Origin of the sequence: Planococcus sp. SSTMD024, assembly GCF_041320495.1 — a bacterium.
GTDB lineage: Bacteria > Bacillota > Bacilli > Bacillales_A > Planococcaceae > Planococcus.
The window spans coordinates 379,934-395,218 of record NZ_JBGGNS010000023.1; the positions used below are offsets into that span (position 1 = coordinate 379,934).

Consider the following 15,285-nt stretch of genomic DNA (forward strand, 5'->3'; position numbering starts at 1 on the left):
CCTATGGGCAAAATCCGGTTGATGGACGAACCGCTGTCCAATAAAATCGCAGCAGGGGAAGTCGTCGAACGGCCGACTTCCGTCGTCAAGGAATTGGTGGAAAATGCGATCGATGCCGGCAGCACGGCTATAGAAGTGTTGCTCGAGGAAGCAGGGCTGACTTCGATACAGATCATCGATAACGGGGCGGGCATGGATGAGGAAGACGCGCTCTTATCGTTTTCAAGGCATGCCACGAGCAAAATCGAAAATGAACACGATCTGTTCCGCATCCGCACGCTCGGCTTCCGCGGTGAGGCGCTGGCCAGTATTGCCTCTGTCTCGAAAGTAGTATTGCACACATCCGATGGAGCGGCAGGGACCCACCTGGAGATTGAAGGCGGGCGACTTACCGTCCAGCGGGCAGGGGCATTGCGGCAAGGGACGGATATCCGCATCGGCCAATTGTTTTTCAATACGCCGGCAAGATTGAAGTACATGAAAACCTTGCAGACGGAACTCGGGCATACGATTGATTTGATGAACCGCTTTGCACTCAGTTATCCAGGAGTTTCATTCCGCTTGGTCCATGACGGCAAGCAATTGCTGCAGACAGCGGGCAGCGGTGAGATTCGCCGTGTGCTGGCGGATATTTACGGAGTGGCCATCGCCAAGAAAATGGTCGCTTTTGAAGGCGAATCGCCTGATTACCAAATCGAAGGATTTGCCTCACTTCCTGAAATTACGCGCGCCAATAAAAACTATATTTCGTTGTTCGTCAATGGCCGCTGGGTCAAGCATTACGCCATCGCCAATACGGTGCATAAGGCGTACCATACCTTCCTGCCGCTTGAGCGCCAGCCGATTGTCGTCTTGAACATTAAAGGGGACCCGTATTTGACCGATGTCAACGTGCACCCTTCGAAGCAGCAAATCCGGCTGAGCAAGGAAAAGGAACTGCTTGAGCTGGTCCATGAGACGATTCGCAAAGCCATCCAGACCGCAGTGCGCGCGCCGGTCATCGAAAAGCCGAAGCCGGCCAAGCAGGCGCCGAGCCGGCAATTGGATTTGTGGAAGCGCCCGGTTGAAGAAACAGTGCGCCGTCAACCGGAACCCCTGTCATCGATGGATTGGAAACAGGACAAGCTGCAGGAACGTGTTGAGGAATTCCATCTGGAGCCAAGGCTAGAACCAGCCGGTGAACCGGCCCAGGAACCGGCAAAAGACGTGCAGGGGCCTTTTGATGAACCTGAAAGTCGCCAAGCTATTGACGACAGCCCGCAATTTCCGGAACTGGAAGTGGTCGGTCAGATCCACGGAACCTATATTGTGGCGCAAAGCTCGGATGGCTTTTATCTGGTCGACCAGCACGCTGCACAGGAACGCATCAAGTATGAATTTTTCCGCGAAAAAGTAGGGGATATCGATTCAAATGAACGCCAGTCGCTGCTGTTGCCGTTAACCTTCCATTACAGCCGGGACGAGGCGCTGCATTTGAAAGAGCAAGTGAAGGCCCTGGAAGAAAGCGGCGTATTTCTTGAGGAATTTGGCGAGACGACGTTCATTGTCCGGGAATACCCGACGTGGTTCCCGAAAGGCTTTGAACAGGAAGTCATCGAAAATTTAATTGAGCAAGTGCTGGCCGAACGCAAAGTCGATATTAAGAAATTAAGGGAAGAGGCGGCCATCATGATGAGCTGCAAACGTTCGATCAAAGCGAACCACTTCCTGCAAAAGCATGACATGGAACATTTATTGGCTGATTTGAAGAAGGCCGAACAGCCATTCACTTGCCCCCACGGGCGCCCGGTCATCATTCATTTCAAAACTTACGATATCGAAAAAATGTTCAAGCGCGTAATGAATTGAGTGCCGGCACTAAACTGTATGCGTTTAAGGGAGCGGCAGAAGATGCTTCACTACAAGATTAGAGAAAGGATGTGGATCGATGGGCATGACAAGTTCATTCGTTCGGGTATCGGATGGCCACGAACTCTACTGCAGCTTGCATAGGGCGAAAAATCCGAAAGGCCATGTGCATATTATCCACGGAATGGCTGAACATAGCGGCCGCTATCAAGATTTTATCCATTTATTGAACCAACAAGGATATACAGTTTCGGCACATGATCAAAGAGGGCACGGCAAAACAGCGGAACACAATGGTTCAGCCGGGTATTTTGCGGACGACGAGGGGTTTTTGCGCGTCGTTGAAGATGTCCATGAAGCCATTGTGCATGCGCAACAAGAACTTGGCGAGTTGCCGTTTACGCTGATCGGCCATTCGATGGGATCGTTTGTTGCCAGGCGTTATTTGCAGCTTTATGGCAGGGGAGTCGACTGCGCTGTGTTATCTGGCACCGGTGGGCATCCAGGAGTTTCATTGTCTGCCGGCCTCGCTGTCGCGAAGAGCTTCAGCAAGTTCAAAGGGAAAATGACAATCAACCCAATTCTAGGAAAATTGATTTTCGGCAGTTACAATAAAGACTTTTTGGATGAAAAATCCAAGTTTTCCTGGTTGAGCCGTAAAACAGAAACGGTCGCGCAATACGAAGCGGATCCATGGTGCGGATTTGAAATGGCCAACCAATTCTATATTGACTTGTTCGAAGGCTTGGGAATCATTCACCGGATGGATGAAGTCAGCCGAATTCCCAAAAACCTCCCCGTATTGTTCATCAGCGGATCGATGGACCCGGTCGGCGCAAAAGGGAGCGGCGTATTCGAAGCGGCTGCCCAATTCGATGAAGCGGGCATCGAAAACGTCAAAGTCTATATGGCGGAAGAGGGCCGCCACGAAGTGCTCCATGAGTTGAACGCTGAAACCCATCAGCAAGTCATTCTCGATTGGCTAAATGATTATGGTTGAAGTGATTGCCATTGTCGGCCCAACAGCTTCCGGCAAGACTGCACTTAGTATCGAACTTGCCAAACGGTTTAATGGAGAGATCATCAACGGGGATTCGATGCAGGTCTATCGGGGAATGGATATCGGGACGGCTAAAATCCGGCCGGAGGAAATGGGCGGCATTCCGCATCATTTGCTCGACATCCGGGACCCGGAGGAATCGTTTTCAGTTGCCGAATACCAATTGCTGGTCCGCGAAAAAATCACGGAAATCCAACAGCGCGGCAAGCTCCCGATCATCGTCGGGGGGACCGGGCTATATGTCCAGTCGGTGCTATTCGATTACCGTTTCTCCAAGCAGCAAGTCAATGAAGAACTCAGGCACACGCTGCATGCTGAACTCGAACGCTTAGGGCCAGAAGCAATGCACAGCAAATTAATGGCGTTGGATCCGAAAATCGATATCCACCCGAACAACACGCGGCGCGTCCTGCGTGCAATGGAGATTTTATTGAGCGGCGAGGAAAAAGAGGACGGCAGCCTGGCGCAGGCGCCGATGTACGATGAATTGATCATCGGCCTCGATGTGCCAAGGGACGAATTGTATAAGCGCATCGACAGCCGCGTCGAAGGGATGATGGAGGCCGGCTTGTTGGATGAAGTCCGGCGTTTGTATGACAGAGGGCTGCGTGATGTTCAGTCCATCAAGGCGATCGGCTATAAGGAGTTGTATGGGTATTTTGACGGCATGTATCCATTGGATGAGGCGATTGCGAAACTGAAACGCAATTCGAGAAAATACGCCAAACGCCAATTCACCTATTTCCGTAATAAAATGCCGATTCTTTGGCTGGATGCCACAGCAGATCCAAAAAACAATTTGGAAGAAATTATGCGCTTCTGGCAGGAAAGCGACCGGAATCGTCGAATTGAACAAATGGCCAAAACTATACGCTAGAGAAACAGGGGGAGTTCCATGAAACCGGTTAATATCCAAGATGTATACTTAAACCAGCTGCGCAAAAACAATATTTTCGTCACGGTGTTTTTGCTAAACGGCTTCCAATTGAAGGGCACCATCAAATCCTATGATAATTTCACGGTGCTGGTGGAAACGGAAGGCAAGCAGCAATTGATTTACAAACATGCGATCTCGACTTTTTCGCCGTCAAAACCGGTATCGATCGAGCACCAGGAATAAACAGCGCAATAGCATAAATGATCAACGGGAGGAATAGCGGATGAAATCAATCAGCACAGATGAACTGAACCAGAAAGTGGATGCTGGAGACGAACTCCACATCATCGACGTTCGCGAGAAAGATGAAGTGGCTGCCGGTATGATTCCGGGAGCACAGCACATCCCGCTCGGTGAATTGCCGGAGCGCACTGGGGAACTGGATTCCTCGAAAGAGTATTATGTCGTCTGCCAGGCAGGCGGCCGCAGTGCGAAAGCTGCAGAATACTTGGAGTCGAATGGATTCCATTCAGTCAATGTCGACGGCGGCATGTCGTCATGGCGCGGCGTTACAGTTTACGGATGAGAAAAAGCCGATCGGCAATTGCCGGTCGGCTTTTATGATGTCGTGAGAATTTTTCGTGTCGGCAATTTCCACTTATACGTATAGGATAAGATCCTCAGCAGGGTAATGGCCAAGAACAAGGCGTAAAGCATGAAATCGGTCCGGATCACATCTATGCTGATCAATAATCCTGCAATTGCCGCCCAGACAGCGTATATTTCGGCCTTCAACACCAAAGGCTTTCTTCCAGCGAGAAGATCCCGCACCATTCCGCCGCCAGATCCGGTCAGCACTGCGGCCACAACCGCTGCGTAGACCGGCAAGCCCAGGTCGACCGCAAACAAAGCGCCTTGTACCGCGAATGCAGACAAGCCGATGGCATCGAAGAAATGGCCCCAGCGATTCCAATGGCCGAGTGTCTTATGTGGGAATAAGAACACGATGGTGATGGAGATGAGTGCCAATTGGAACATGAATTCCTGCTCCCATAAAGCGGAGACGGGCACCCCGATCAACAGGTTGCGGATGGCACCGCCGCCGAATGCCGTGACGACACCAAGCAGATAGACGCCGAAAATATCGTATTCCTCTTCCATGGCGATGATCGCCCCGGATATTGCAAAAGCAATGGTCCCGATGGCGCTTAGTACTTCCCAAGCCATTATCCGACGCCCTCCTTAACTTAAACAACTCTATGAATTGTAGCAGAATTGCAGTCATTTTCAAATAGCTTAATGAGCAATCAACCACCGAAGAGAAATGGAGATTCCTATGCATACCCTAATCAAAAAGACAGAAGACATGATCCGGCCGCAATTAGAAGCGGCAGATGACATCGCATTGCACAACCAGCAGAAAGTGCTTGAAGCCTTCCATCGGCAGAAGGTGAGCGACCATCACTTCCACCCTTCTACAGGCTATGGTTATGATGACGAAGGCAGAGATACATTGGAGCGTGTCTACGCGGATGTGTTCGAGGCCGAAGCGGCGCTGGTCCGCCCGCAGATCATCTCAGGCACGCACGCCATTACCATCTCGCTTTTCGGCATCTTGCGGCCAGGGGATGAACTATTGTATATCACAGGCCAACCCTATGATACCCTCGCTTCGATCGTCTCTGGCGGAGAAGAGGATACCGGTTCCCTTAAGGATTTCGGTATCTCTTACCGGCACGTGGACCTGGACGAAAAGCATCAAGTGGATTGGCCATCCGTTGAACAAGCCGTCGCGCACAATACCAAAATGATCGCGATCCAGCGTTCGAGAGGCTATGATAACCGGCCTTCTTTCACCATCAATGAAATCAGGGGCATGGTCGAAAAAATCCGTAAAATCAAGCCGGATGCTGTCGTGTTCGTCGACAATTGCTACGGAGAATTCGTGGAAACTGAGGAACCAATTGAAGCGGGTGCGGATCTCATAGCCGGCTCGTTGATCAAGAATCCGGGAGGCGGGCTTGCGAAAATCGGAGGGTACATCGCTGGCAAACGCATTTTTGTTGAAAAATGCGCTTACCGGATGACCTCTCCGGGTATAGGAGGGGAGGCTGGAGCGTCGCTCAATGCGCTTGCCGATATGTATCAAGGATTTTTCATGGCTCCGCATATCGTGTCACAAGCCTTAAAAGGGGCGGTTTTCACCGCAGCTCTATTGGAGGCCGCCGGCATGAAAACCAGCCCCCATTACAGCGCGGAACGAACAGACCTGATCCAGTCGGTCTCGTTCAAGACGGCCGAACAGATGGTGGCATTTTGCCGAACGATTCAAGCGAATTCCCCGGTCAATGCCCAATTTCTGCCGGAACCGGCCTATATGCCTGGCTATGAAGACGATGTCATCATGGCAGCTGGGACCTTTGTTCAAGGCGCGAGCATCGAATTGACAGCTGACGGGCCAATTCGTGCGCCATATACCGCATTTGTCCAGGGCGGTTTGACGTACGAACATGTGAAACTGGCAGTCGTCAAAGCATTGCAAGCTTTGGAGAAAGAACAATTGCTATAATTGCTTTTCAAAACAATCTTTAAAAAATATGTCAGGAAATCTAACATCTGTTTGACAAATAACCTGACATGTAATAAACTGAAAGTGTAGTAATTAGTGAAATGGGTGAAACTTATGACAAATCGGGTTCGCCGCACCATGCCCATTCTCCCGATCAGCATCGTAATGCAACTGACGGATTTGACAGCACGGCAAATACGCTATTACGAAGAGCAGAAGCTGATCAATCCGGCCAGAACAGAAGGCAATAAGCGCATGTTTTCGTTGAATGATGTCGATGCACTGCTCGAGATCAAGGATTATCTGGAGCAGGGACTTAACGTTGCGGGCATCAGAAAACTATACGAATCAAAAGAGATGCCGCAAAACGACCAAGCCGAGCCGAAGACATTGAGTGATGCAGAACTTCGCAGCTTGCTGCGCGAGGAGATGAAGCATCAGGCACGGCCGTTCAGCCAGGCATCCCAAAGACACGGTGATTTATCCCGTTTTTTTAAATAAGCGGGCTACATAATATAACCTAGGAGAGTGAACAGTACATGAGCAAGTATTCAAAAGAAGACATTATTCGTTTGGTAAAAGAAGAAGACGTCAATTTTATCCGCCTGCAATTCACCGACATTCTCGGCGTTATCAAAAACGTGGAAATCCCAACATCACAGCTTGAAAAAGCGCTTGACAACAAGATGATGTTTGATGGATCTTCAATCGACGGCTTTGTCCGCATCGAAGAATCCGATATGTACTTGTTCCCAGACCTGGATACATGGGTTGTATTCCCATGGATTACAGGAAAAGGTAAAGTTGCGCGTTTGATCTGCGATATTTACAATGCAGACGGCACGCCATTTGCTGGCGATCCACGCACAAACTTGAAGCGTGTCTTGAAAGAGATGGAAGAACTTGGGTTCACTCATTTCAACCTAGGGCCAGAGCCGGAATTCTTCCTGTTCAAACTCGATGAAAGAGGCGAACCGTCTCTTGAGCTGAATGACCACGGCGGCTATTTTGACTTGGCACCGATGGACCTTGGCGAAAACTGCCGACGCGACATCGTACTTGAGCTGGAGGAAATGGGCTTTGAAATCGAAGCATCCCACCACGAAGTAGCGCCAGGACAACATGAAATCGACTTTAAATATGCGGATGCCATCAAAGCTTGTGATGATATCCAAACGTTTAAATTGGTTGTTAAAACGATTGCCCGCAAACACGGACTTCACGCGACATTCATGCCGAAGCCATTATTCGGCGTCAACGGGTCGGGCATGCACATGAACGTTTCCTTGTTCAAAGGCAACGAAAATGCTTTCCTTGACGAAGATGGCGACATGAAATTAAGCAAAACAGCTTTCCAATTCTTGGCGGGCATCATCGAGCACGCTAAAGGATTCACTGCTGTGACGAATCCGACAGTCAACTCATACAAGCGCCTTGTTCCAGGCTATGAAGCGCCTTGCTATATCGCTTGGTCTGGCCAGAACCGCAGTCCGTTGATCCGCATTCCGGCTTCACGCGGCTTGTCAACGCGCGTTGAAGTGCGTTCAGTTGACCCGGCTGCGAACCCTTACTTGGCAATGGCTGTACTGCTTGGGGCCGGCCTTGACGGCATCAAGCGTGACTTGACTCCGCCAAAAGCTGTAGACCGCAATATCTATGCGATGAACCGCAAAGAACGCAAAGAAGTCGGCATTGAAGATCTGCCAGGCACGTTGTATGCAGCGCTTGATGAGTTGCAAAATGATGAAGTCATGACAAAAGCGCTCGGTTCACACATCTTGAATAACTTCGTGGAAGCGAAGGAGATCGAATGGGATATGTTCAGAACCAGCGTTCACCCATGGGAGCGCGAGCAGTACTTGAAAATGTATTAATAGTGAAAAAAACCGGAGCCCAGTGCTCCGGTTTTTTTTATGGGCCTAGGCCATACGGCAAAAGGCGATTGGCAAACCAGAGTAAAACTGTCTAAAGATTGCGCCCTTTCACATATACGCTGTGCAGCGGAAACGTGGTAAGATTTTACTTATATGAAAGAACTTCTAATATCTGGAGGGATAAAATGCGTTTTATGAATGTCATCATTGTATTTCTCATTGCCTTTTCATTCGCAGGAATCGCCTTGTATGCAGTGGGGCCGAATCTATCGACTGAGGCAGTAGCACAAAAAGCATTTGAAGAACTCGAGCAAAGCGGTAAAATGGAAGAAATGGTCCAGCAAATCGAAGCGGATCCGGAAGTCAGCCGCTATATGGAAGAGTGGCAGTCACAACAAGCGATTCCAGAACAAGCGCCGGACAGCGGAACAGATGAGCAGTTTGAAGAAGGATCTATCGCTGAAGGAGATTCCATTGAAGTCGACCCGCCACAAGTGCCAGAAGAACAGGAATTGGCTTTTGAGACCAAAGAAGATGCAGCCAGCGTCATGATGGAAAAAGTCGGTTTCCGTAACTTGCTGAAAATGAAAAATGCCGTCGAAAATGATACGATGACGGCTGAACAAGTAATGGATGAACTTGATGATGATTTGAATGAAGAAGAAATGCTGGCCTTGAAAGTAATAATCTTCAAGGAATGGCAAAACCGAAACTAACCGACAATCTATGCTACACTATTATATGCATATCCATTCATATCGAAGGGAGGAATCTCGGTGAAAACGTTTCAAGTAGAATTCTTCTTTGATCAAGGAAATACCATCGTGCATACAGTCAAAGCGATCGATAAGGAATCGGCCATCAGCCAAGTGCCGTCGAACGGTACCTATGAATTGACGGACGAAGCAAACGGCAAGATTTACCGCATAACCATCAATCTGGTCAAATACATCGTTGTGACAGAAACGCAAGCAAACTAAAAAAACATTAAGACAGCCGGAGATGGATATCTCTGGCTGCCTGTTTACAATTAAGATTACATAAGATAATTATAGATTCGTAAAAACGATAGAAAAAAGGAGGAAGTTTTACTTTCCCCCTTTTTTCTATCGTTTTTGTATTGAAGCAAAATGCTTAATGAATTTGGCGGTAGACGCCCACAACTTTTCCGAGAATGCTTACTTGGTCAACGATGATTGGATCCATCGATGAATTTTCGGGCTGCAAGCGGAAGTAATTGTCCTCACGGAAGAAGCGTTTGACCGTAGCTTCATTTTCTTCGGTCATTGCGACGACAATGTCTCCATTGTTTGCAGTTTGCTGTTGTTTGACAACAACGTAATCGCCGTTTAGGATGCCAGCTTCGATCATACTTTCACCCATGATCTCCAGCATGAAGATATGGTCTTCTTCCGTCCCATATGTTTGCGGCAGCGGGAAGTATTCTTCGACGTTTTCAATGGCAGTGATCGGCATCCCTGCTGTAACTTTCCCGATGAGCGGCACATGGAGGACAGGGCTCTTGTCGATGAGCGCTTCTTCCGAACCGATGATTTCGATGGCTCTTGGTTTTGTCGGGTCGCGGCGGATCAGCCCTTTGCTTTCGAGTCTCGCTAGATGGCCGTGTACAGTCGAACTGGATGCAAGGCCGACCGCTTCGCCAATTTCCCGGACGGAGGGCGGATAGCCTTTTGCACGGACTTCATCTTTTATGAAATTCAGGATGTCTTCCTGACGCTTAGATACTTTTTTCACCAGTTTCACCTCTTTATAGGATTTATTCAAGATTAACTATCTATAGTATAGCAACTCGGGCATTGAAATGCAAACATAGGTTCGAATTTAATCTTGACAAGAAACGCCTGTTCGCTTTAATATGAGAACATACATTCCGAACAAATATTCTAAAGGAGGCGGCTTGAATGACATTCTTTCGACAGAACTCATATTTGGTTTTCTTTTTCTCACTCATAGTAGTGTTTACATTTTACGCGGTGATCAGCCATAATGCCGAAAAACAGCAATTGGGCGAGCTGCAAATTGAAAAAGGTGATACGCTATGGGAGCTGGCTGAATCGTTCAGCGGCGAAACTCCCCATCATGAATGGATAGAAGAGATCATGGAAGTGAATAATTTGAAGTCGACGAAAATCGTGGCAGGGCAATCGTTGAAGATTCCTGCAGATCAGTTGAACTTTTCTCCGGATGAAACTAAATACTACGCAGGTGATGCAGAATGAAGAAAAAAGCGTTGGTTTACTGCCGTGTCAGCACTACTAAAGACGAGCAGGAAACTTCACTTGAACGGCAGGAAGAAGAATTGCTGGCATTTGCATTCGAGCAAGGCTACCTGGTTGAAGATGTCTACACTGACCAGCACAGTGGCTATGAGATGGACCGGGAAGGGCTTCTCGAGATGCTCAACCAAGTCAAAAGCGAAAAAGTCGACGCCGTCTTCATTCAGGATGAGACGCGCCTTGGCAGGGGGCATGCACGCATCGCTTTGCTGCATGTCATGAAAAAGCATGAAGTCGATGTTTATACGCTGTCCGACCACGGCCCAATCGCTTTGAACGATATGGACGACATGGTCCTGGAAATCTTGGCCATCGTGGAAGAATACCAACGCAAAATCCACAATGCCAAGATCAAACGGGGCATGAAGCGTGCGGTAGAGAACGGTTACAAACCGGAACGCAATTTGAAAGGAAAAGGCAATCCGGACGGCCGCGAGCGTCTGGACCTTCCGGTAGACCAGATTGTCAGTTTAAAAGCGAGCGGCTTGACCTTCCATGAAATCGCAGTCACGCTGCAAGGCTTCGGATATCAAGCAAGCAAGGCGACGGTGCACCGCCGTTTCCGCGAGTACCAGCAAATGAAAGAAAGCTGAAACCTTGCACTGTCCCGCCTTTTTTTGTACCATTGAGCAGTAGAAAGGGGGACTTTACATGCTATCTCCAGATAAGATCGGACGCATCAATGAATTGTCCAGAAAGTCCAAGCGCGACGGGCTGACGCAAGAAGAAGCGAAAGAACAGTCGGCGCTGCGCCAGGAATACTTGCAAAGTTTCCGAAAATCGATGCGCGGGACGATTGAAAATGTCACTGTCATCGATCCGGAAGGAAAAGACGTAACACCAGACAAGATTAAAAATAAACGGGAGAATAAGTATTTGAATTAATACTTATTCTCTTTTTCGTTGTATTCTGTCCTATTGTTGACTAAACTGGAATAGGATTAAATTTAGTTTCAGAGAGGATGTCACTATGTCAAACCATGCAGATCAACTTGCAGTGAATACCATTCGTACACTTTCTATCGATGCTATTGAAAAAGCAAACTCGGGACACCCGGGACTTCCAATGGGCGCCGCTCCAATGGCGTATACACTCTGGACAAAACATATGAACCACAACCCGAACAACCCAGACTGGTTCAACCGCGACCGGTTCGTCCTATCAGCAGGACACGGTTCGATGCTGCTTTACAGCCTGCTTCATTTGAGCGGGTACGGATTGCCGATGGAGGAAATCAAAAACTTCCGCCAATGGGATTCGAAGACGCCAGGACATCCTGAATACAAGCACACAGTTGGTGTGGAGGCGACGACAGGTCCGCTTGGCCAAGGAATCGGCATGGCAGTCGGCATGGCGATGGCAGAACGCCATTTGGCAGCTACATATAATAAAGAAAGTCTCGACATTATCGACCACCACACGTTCGCTCTTTGCGGTGACGGAGATTTGATGGAAGGGGTAGCCGGAGAAGCGATTTCGCTTGCAGGGCACCTGAAACTGGACAAATTGGTCGTTTTGTATGACAGCAACGACATTTCACTCGACGGCGATTTGTCTATGAGTTTCTCAGAAAACATCCAGAAGCGTTTCGAGTCATATGGCTGGAACTACCTCCGTGTGGATAACGGCAACGACATGGACGATTTGTCCGCAAAAATCGCTGAAGCGAAAAAATCTACTGACAAACCGACATTGATTGAAGTCAAGACGGTCATCGGCTATGGTTCCCCGAACAAATCCGGTAAAGCAGATTCGCACGGTGCACCACTTGGCGAAGATGAAATGAAATTGACAAAAGAATATTATAAATGGACTTTTGATCAAGATTTCCATGTGCCGGAAGAAGTTTATGAAACCTTCAAAGAAGCGACAGATTCACTTGGCGTGAAAGCGGAATCGGCTTGGAACGAGTTGTACAAGCAGTACGAAGAGCAGCATCCGGAACTTGCTTCCCAGCTGCAAGCAGCAATCCGCGGTGACTTGCCGGCTGATTTCGACTCACAATTCCCACAATACGAAGTCGGCAAAAAGCAAGCAACGCGTGCATCATCCGGTGATATGGTCAACGCTATCGCGAAGACAGTTCCTTCGTTCTTCGGCGGCAGCGCTGACCTTGCGGGATCGAACAAAACCAATATCAAAGACGGAGGCGACTTCGACGCTGAGCATCCAGAAGCCCGCAATATCTGGTTCGGCGTTCGAGAATTCGCGATGGGCGCTGCACTTAACGGCATGGCGCTTCACGGTGGCTTACATGTCTTCGGTGGTACGTTCTTCGTGTTCAGCGACTACGTCCGCCCAGCGATCCGCCTAGGCGCTTTAATGGGGCTTCCAGTTACCTACGTATTCACGCATGACAGCGTAGCGGTCGGAGAAGACGGCCCGACACATGAACCGATCGAACAGCTTGCATCACTGCGCGCAATGCCGAACTTGGGCATCATTCGCCCAGCCGATGCGAACGAAACAAAAGCGGCATGGCGCTTGGCGCTCACGTCCAAGGACAAGCCGACCTTGCTCGTATTGTCCCGCCAAAACTTGCCAGTCCTCGAGACAACTGGGGAAAAAGCGGAGGCAGGCGTCGAGAAAGGCGCTTACGTCGTCTCTCCAGCTGATGACGCACAAGCATTGCTTCTGGCGACTGGCTCTGAAGTCAGCCTGGCAATCGATGCACAGAAGCAATTGAAAGAACAAGGCATTTCGGTGTCTGTTGTGTCGATGCCATCGTGGGATCGTTTCGAACAGCAGGACAAGGAGTACAAAGAATCCGTCTTGCCGAAAAGCATCACAAAACGCCTTGCCATTGAAATGGGCTCATCATTCGGTTGGGACCGCTACACTGGATTTGAAGGAGATATTCTCGCAATCGATCACTTCGGTGCAAGTGCCCCTGGTGAAAAAATCATGGAAGAATTCGGGTTCACGCCTGAAAACGTGGCATCGAAAGTGAAGCAATTGATCAACGGGTGAATTCCGGTTTAGTTCTCGGTGCTTAAGATCATTATGAAATTCTTGAAATAAGATGAAGCCGTCAGAAAGTAGTCCTGGCGGCTTTTTCTTGTGGAAATGTTTCGGTTCGACCTCTTATAGGCCCATTCCGTTATAATGAATTGATCCATTACATGTTTAGCGACGGCATTGTGCCCTGAATTGACGCCATTCGAAATGAAGAATATCCCCTTACTTCGGATTCTATATCGTCATGACGCTGCACACAGCTCAGAAGCTTTGGAGCTGACAGAATGGGTTACGACAGGGCAAGGGCGGCGTTTGGCTAAAAAAGCGGGGGACATGTCCATGAATTCGTCCGGCAAGTGACGTCAGAGCCATTACCTAAGGAGCGATAGACAGCCGTCCTTGTTTCTCCGCAATTTTAATACCGTTCATATAGTCACGTCCTGAAATTTATAGTATAATCCTTTTTGGTGCATGATTTAATTGGCAACACGAAGGAGGTAATTTGTATGGATACATGGATCTGGATTGTTATCGTTATTGTGGCTTTACTCGCAGGTGTTGCACTTGGATTCTTTATCGCTCGCCGATACATGATGAAATATTTGCAGGACAACCCACCGATCAACGAAGAGATGCTGCGGATTATGATGATGCAAATGGGTCAAAAACCATCTCAAAAGAAAATCAACCAAATGATGGCTCAAATGAACAAAGCCTCGACAAAACCGGGCAAAAAATAAACGCTTATGCAATTATTCGCCCATAGGTGATGAATACAAAAAGAACCACCGTTCGCTCAATGCGAACGGTGGTTCTTTTTTTGAATTCACTCTGGGTCAGCTGGAAATCTGTGAAACGCCGGCAGCAGGTTTAGGTGTCAATAAATCGTGGGCCGTCAGGAATTCTGCAACTGTGCCTTCGTATTCGTCCGGATTTTTATTGAACGATTGGGCATGTTCGCCTTGTGCGAACAGCTTAAGCTGCTTGGCGCCTTGTTTCAATTCAAATAGTTCCTTCGTCATTTTCGGCAAGACAAACTCGTCCGGCAGGCTGTGGATGAACAGCACGGGCTTTACGATCTTTTTCACGACTTCCCGGGGCGATACGGTAGTAATGGAATAGCCGTCGCGCAGTTTCAGGAAGACATTGGCAAGGCGAAGCGCCAAAGAAGTGCGCATCGGCGTCGTGGTGCGCATGACGTGCAGAATCTGTTCGCTGATATCGGAATAGGCGCAATCAGAGATGTAAAAATCCGCCGAGTCTTCCATTCCGGCATATAATAGCGTCGTCGCGGCGCCCATCGATTCCCCGTGGATGCCGAAGAACAACGATGGCCCCACATGGAGTTTCAGCGCCTTCACAACCGCTTGCAAGTCCAGCTTCTCATAATGTCCGAAGCTCGTTGTCTTGCCGCCGGACTCGCCGTGCCGGCGGTGGTCATAGACGACGGAGTTGAAGCCGAGGCGTTCGAACATGCGCGCATATTTAAATGAATTCACTTTGCTTTCGGTGACGCCATGGCAAATGATGATGTAGCGGTTCGTGGTGTGCGGCTCGAGAAATATCGCTTTGATCGGATAGCCATTGGCGGATTCGATCCATTGCTCGCTTTTCTTGACGTTGGCATACCATGCTTCATCGTAGCGTTTGGCATTCGTTTCCCGTTCCAAAATCAAGGAGGCGTCTTTATTTTTCACATACATCAGACGGTTGCTAGCGGCAAAACCCAATGCGGCAAAAGAAGCAGTCAATGTGCTCGAGACGATGGCTGAAGTCCACAATAGTCGTTTTTTCACGGCGC

The 15,285-nt window shown here is 48.9% G+C and carries 18 protein-coding genes; 15 read left to right on the forward strand and 3 right to left on the reverse strand.

The window, feature by feature from the left end:
• The first annotated feature begins 3 nt into the window (after positions 1–3).
• The 5 genes from mutL to AB9R92_RS16190 all read left to right on the forward strand — a co-directional run bounded on the left by mutL (position 4) and on the right by AB9R92_RS16190 (position 4,371).
• On the forward strand, positions 4–1,848 hold the full coding sequence (gene mutL / locus AB9R92_RS16170) for a DNA mismatch repair endonuclease MutL (protein WP_370670455.1): 1,845 nt from the start codon (positions 4–6) through the stop codon (positions 1,846–1,848).
• 79 nt (positions 1,849–1,927) lie between these two features.
• Positions 1,928–2,848 (forward strand): alpha/beta fold hydrolase, encoded by a 921-nt coding sequence (locus AB9R92_RS16175; protein WP_370670456.1) that lies wholly within the window; start codon positions 1,928–1,930, stop codon positions 2,846–2,848.
• Positions 2,841–3,785 (forward strand): tRNA (adenosine(37)-N6)-dimethylallyltransferase MiaA, encoded by a 945-nt coding sequence (gene miaA / locus AB9R92_RS16180; protein ID WP_370670457.1) that lies wholly within the window; start codon positions 2,841–2,843, stop codon positions 3,783–3,785. Before AB9R92_RS16175 ends, miaA begins: the two co-directional genes overlap by 8 nt.
• Positions 3,786–3,803: 18 nt before the next feature.
• Positions 3,804–4,028, forward strand: a complete 225-nt coding sequence (gene hfq, locus AB9R92_RS16185) for an RNA chaperone Hfq (protein WP_112231553.1) — start codon at positions 3,804–3,806, stop codon at positions 4,026–4,028.
• Between the two features lie 40 nt (positions 4,029–4,068).
• Positions 4,069–4,371 (forward strand): rhodanese-like domain-containing protein, encoded by a 303-nt coding sequence (locus AB9R92_RS16190; protein ID WP_370670458.1) that lies wholly within the window; start codon positions 4,069–4,071, stop codon positions 4,369–4,371.
• 32 nt (positions 4,372–4,403) lie between these two features.
• Here AB9R92_RS16190 and AB9R92_RS16195 read toward each other — a convergent pair whose 3' ends face one another.
• The gene (locus AB9R92_RS16195) at positions 4,404–5,012 is read right to left on the reverse strand and encodes a trimeric intracellular cation channel family protein (protein ID WP_370670459.1); all 609 of its coding nucleotides are present in this window, start codon (positions 5,010–5,012) and stop codon (positions 4,404–4,406) included.
• Between the two features lie 109 nt (positions 5,013–5,121).
• Here AB9R92_RS16195 and AB9R92_RS16200 point away from each other — a divergent pair, with 109 nt between their 5' ends.
• From AB9R92_RS16200 to AB9R92_RS16220, 5 genes are all read left to right on the forward strand, one after another.
• On the forward strand, positions 5,122–6,354 hold the full coding sequence (locus AB9R92_RS16200; RefSeq protein ID WP_370670460.1) for a methionine gamma-lyase family protein: 1,233 nt from the start codon (positions 5,122–5,124) through the stop codon (positions 6,352–6,354).
• A gap of 114 nt (positions 6,355–6,468) precedes the next feature.
• The gene (locus AB9R92_RS16205; protein ID WP_370670461.1) at positions 6,469–6,855 is read left to right on the forward strand and encodes a MerR family transcriptional regulator; all 387 of its coding nucleotides are present in this window, start codon (positions 6,469–6,471) and stop codon (positions 6,853–6,855) included.
• 38 nt (positions 6,856–6,893) lie between these two features.
• Entirely contained in the window at positions 6,894–8,228 is a 1,335-nt protein-coding gene (glnA, locus tag AB9R92_RS16210) for a type I glutamate--ammonia ligase (protein WP_370670462.1), read from the forward strand.
• A gap of 185 nt (positions 8,229–8,413) precedes the next feature.
• Positions 8,414–8,944: a hypothetical protein gene (locus AB9R92_RS16215; protein WP_370670463.1), complete on the forward strand. Its 531-nt coding sequence runs from the start codon at positions 8,414–8,416 to the stop codon at positions 8,942–8,944.
• 60 nt (positions 8,945–9,004) lie between these two features.
• On the forward strand, positions 9,005–9,208 hold the full coding sequence (locus AB9R92_RS16220; protein ID WP_058380509.1) for a hypothetical protein: 204 nt from the start codon (positions 9,005–9,007) through the stop codon (positions 9,206–9,208).
• Between the two features lie 154 nt (positions 9,209–9,362).
• Here the strand turns inward: AB9R92_RS16220 and lexA are convergent, their stop codons facing one another.
• A complete protein-coding gene (gene lexA / locus AB9R92_RS16225) occupies positions 9,363–9,983 on the reverse strand; it encodes a transcriptional repressor LexA (protein ID WP_068462754.1) in 621 nt (206 codons plus the stop codon).
• A gap of 167 nt (positions 9,984–10,150) precedes the next feature.
• On the opposite strand from lexA, the gene yneA reads away from it, so the two are divergent.
• The 5 genes from yneA (at position 10,151) to AB9R92_RS16250 (ending at position 14,224) form a co-directional block, all read left to right on the forward strand.
• The gene (yneA, locus tag AB9R92_RS16230; protein WP_370670464.1) at positions 10,151–10,468 is read left to right on the forward strand and encodes a cell division suppressor protein YneA; all 318 of its coding nucleotides are present in this window, start codon (positions 10,151–10,153) and stop codon (positions 10,466–10,468) included.
• A complete protein-coding gene (locus AB9R92_RS16235; protein WP_370670465.1) occupies positions 10,465–11,118 on the forward strand; it encodes a YneB family resolvase-like protein in 654 nt (217 codons plus the stop codon). Before yneA ends, AB9R92_RS16235 begins: the two co-directional genes overlap by 4 nt.
• 58 nt (positions 11,119–11,176) lie before the next feature.
• Positions 11,177–11,410: a DUF896 domain-containing protein gene (locus AB9R92_RS16240; RefSeq protein WP_112231572.1), complete on the forward strand. Its 234-nt coding sequence runs from the start codon at positions 11,177–11,179 to the stop codon at positions 11,408–11,410.
• Positions 11,411–11,495: 85 nt separating this feature from the next.
• Positions 11,496–13,496 (forward strand): transketolase, encoded by a 2,001-nt coding sequence (tkt, locus tag AB9R92_RS16245; RefSeq protein ID WP_370670466.1) that lies wholly within the window; start codon positions 11,496–11,498, stop codon positions 13,494–13,496.
• A gap of 494 nt (positions 13,497–13,990) precedes the next feature.
• Positions 13,991–14,224, forward strand: a complete 234-nt coding sequence (locus AB9R92_RS16250; protein ID WP_058380516.1) for a YneF family protein — start codon at positions 13,991–13,993, stop codon at positions 14,222–14,224.
• A 96-nt stretch (positions 14,225–14,320) separates the two neighbouring features.
• Here the strand turns inward: AB9R92_RS16250 and AB9R92_RS16255 are convergent, their stop codons facing one another.
• The gene (locus AB9R92_RS16255) at positions 14,321–15,280 is read right to left on the reverse strand and encodes an alpha/beta hydrolase (RefSeq protein WP_370670467.1); all 960 of its coding nucleotides are present in this window, start codon (positions 15,278–15,280) and stop codon (positions 14,321–14,323) included.
• Positions 15,281–15,285: the final 5 nt, after the last annotated feature.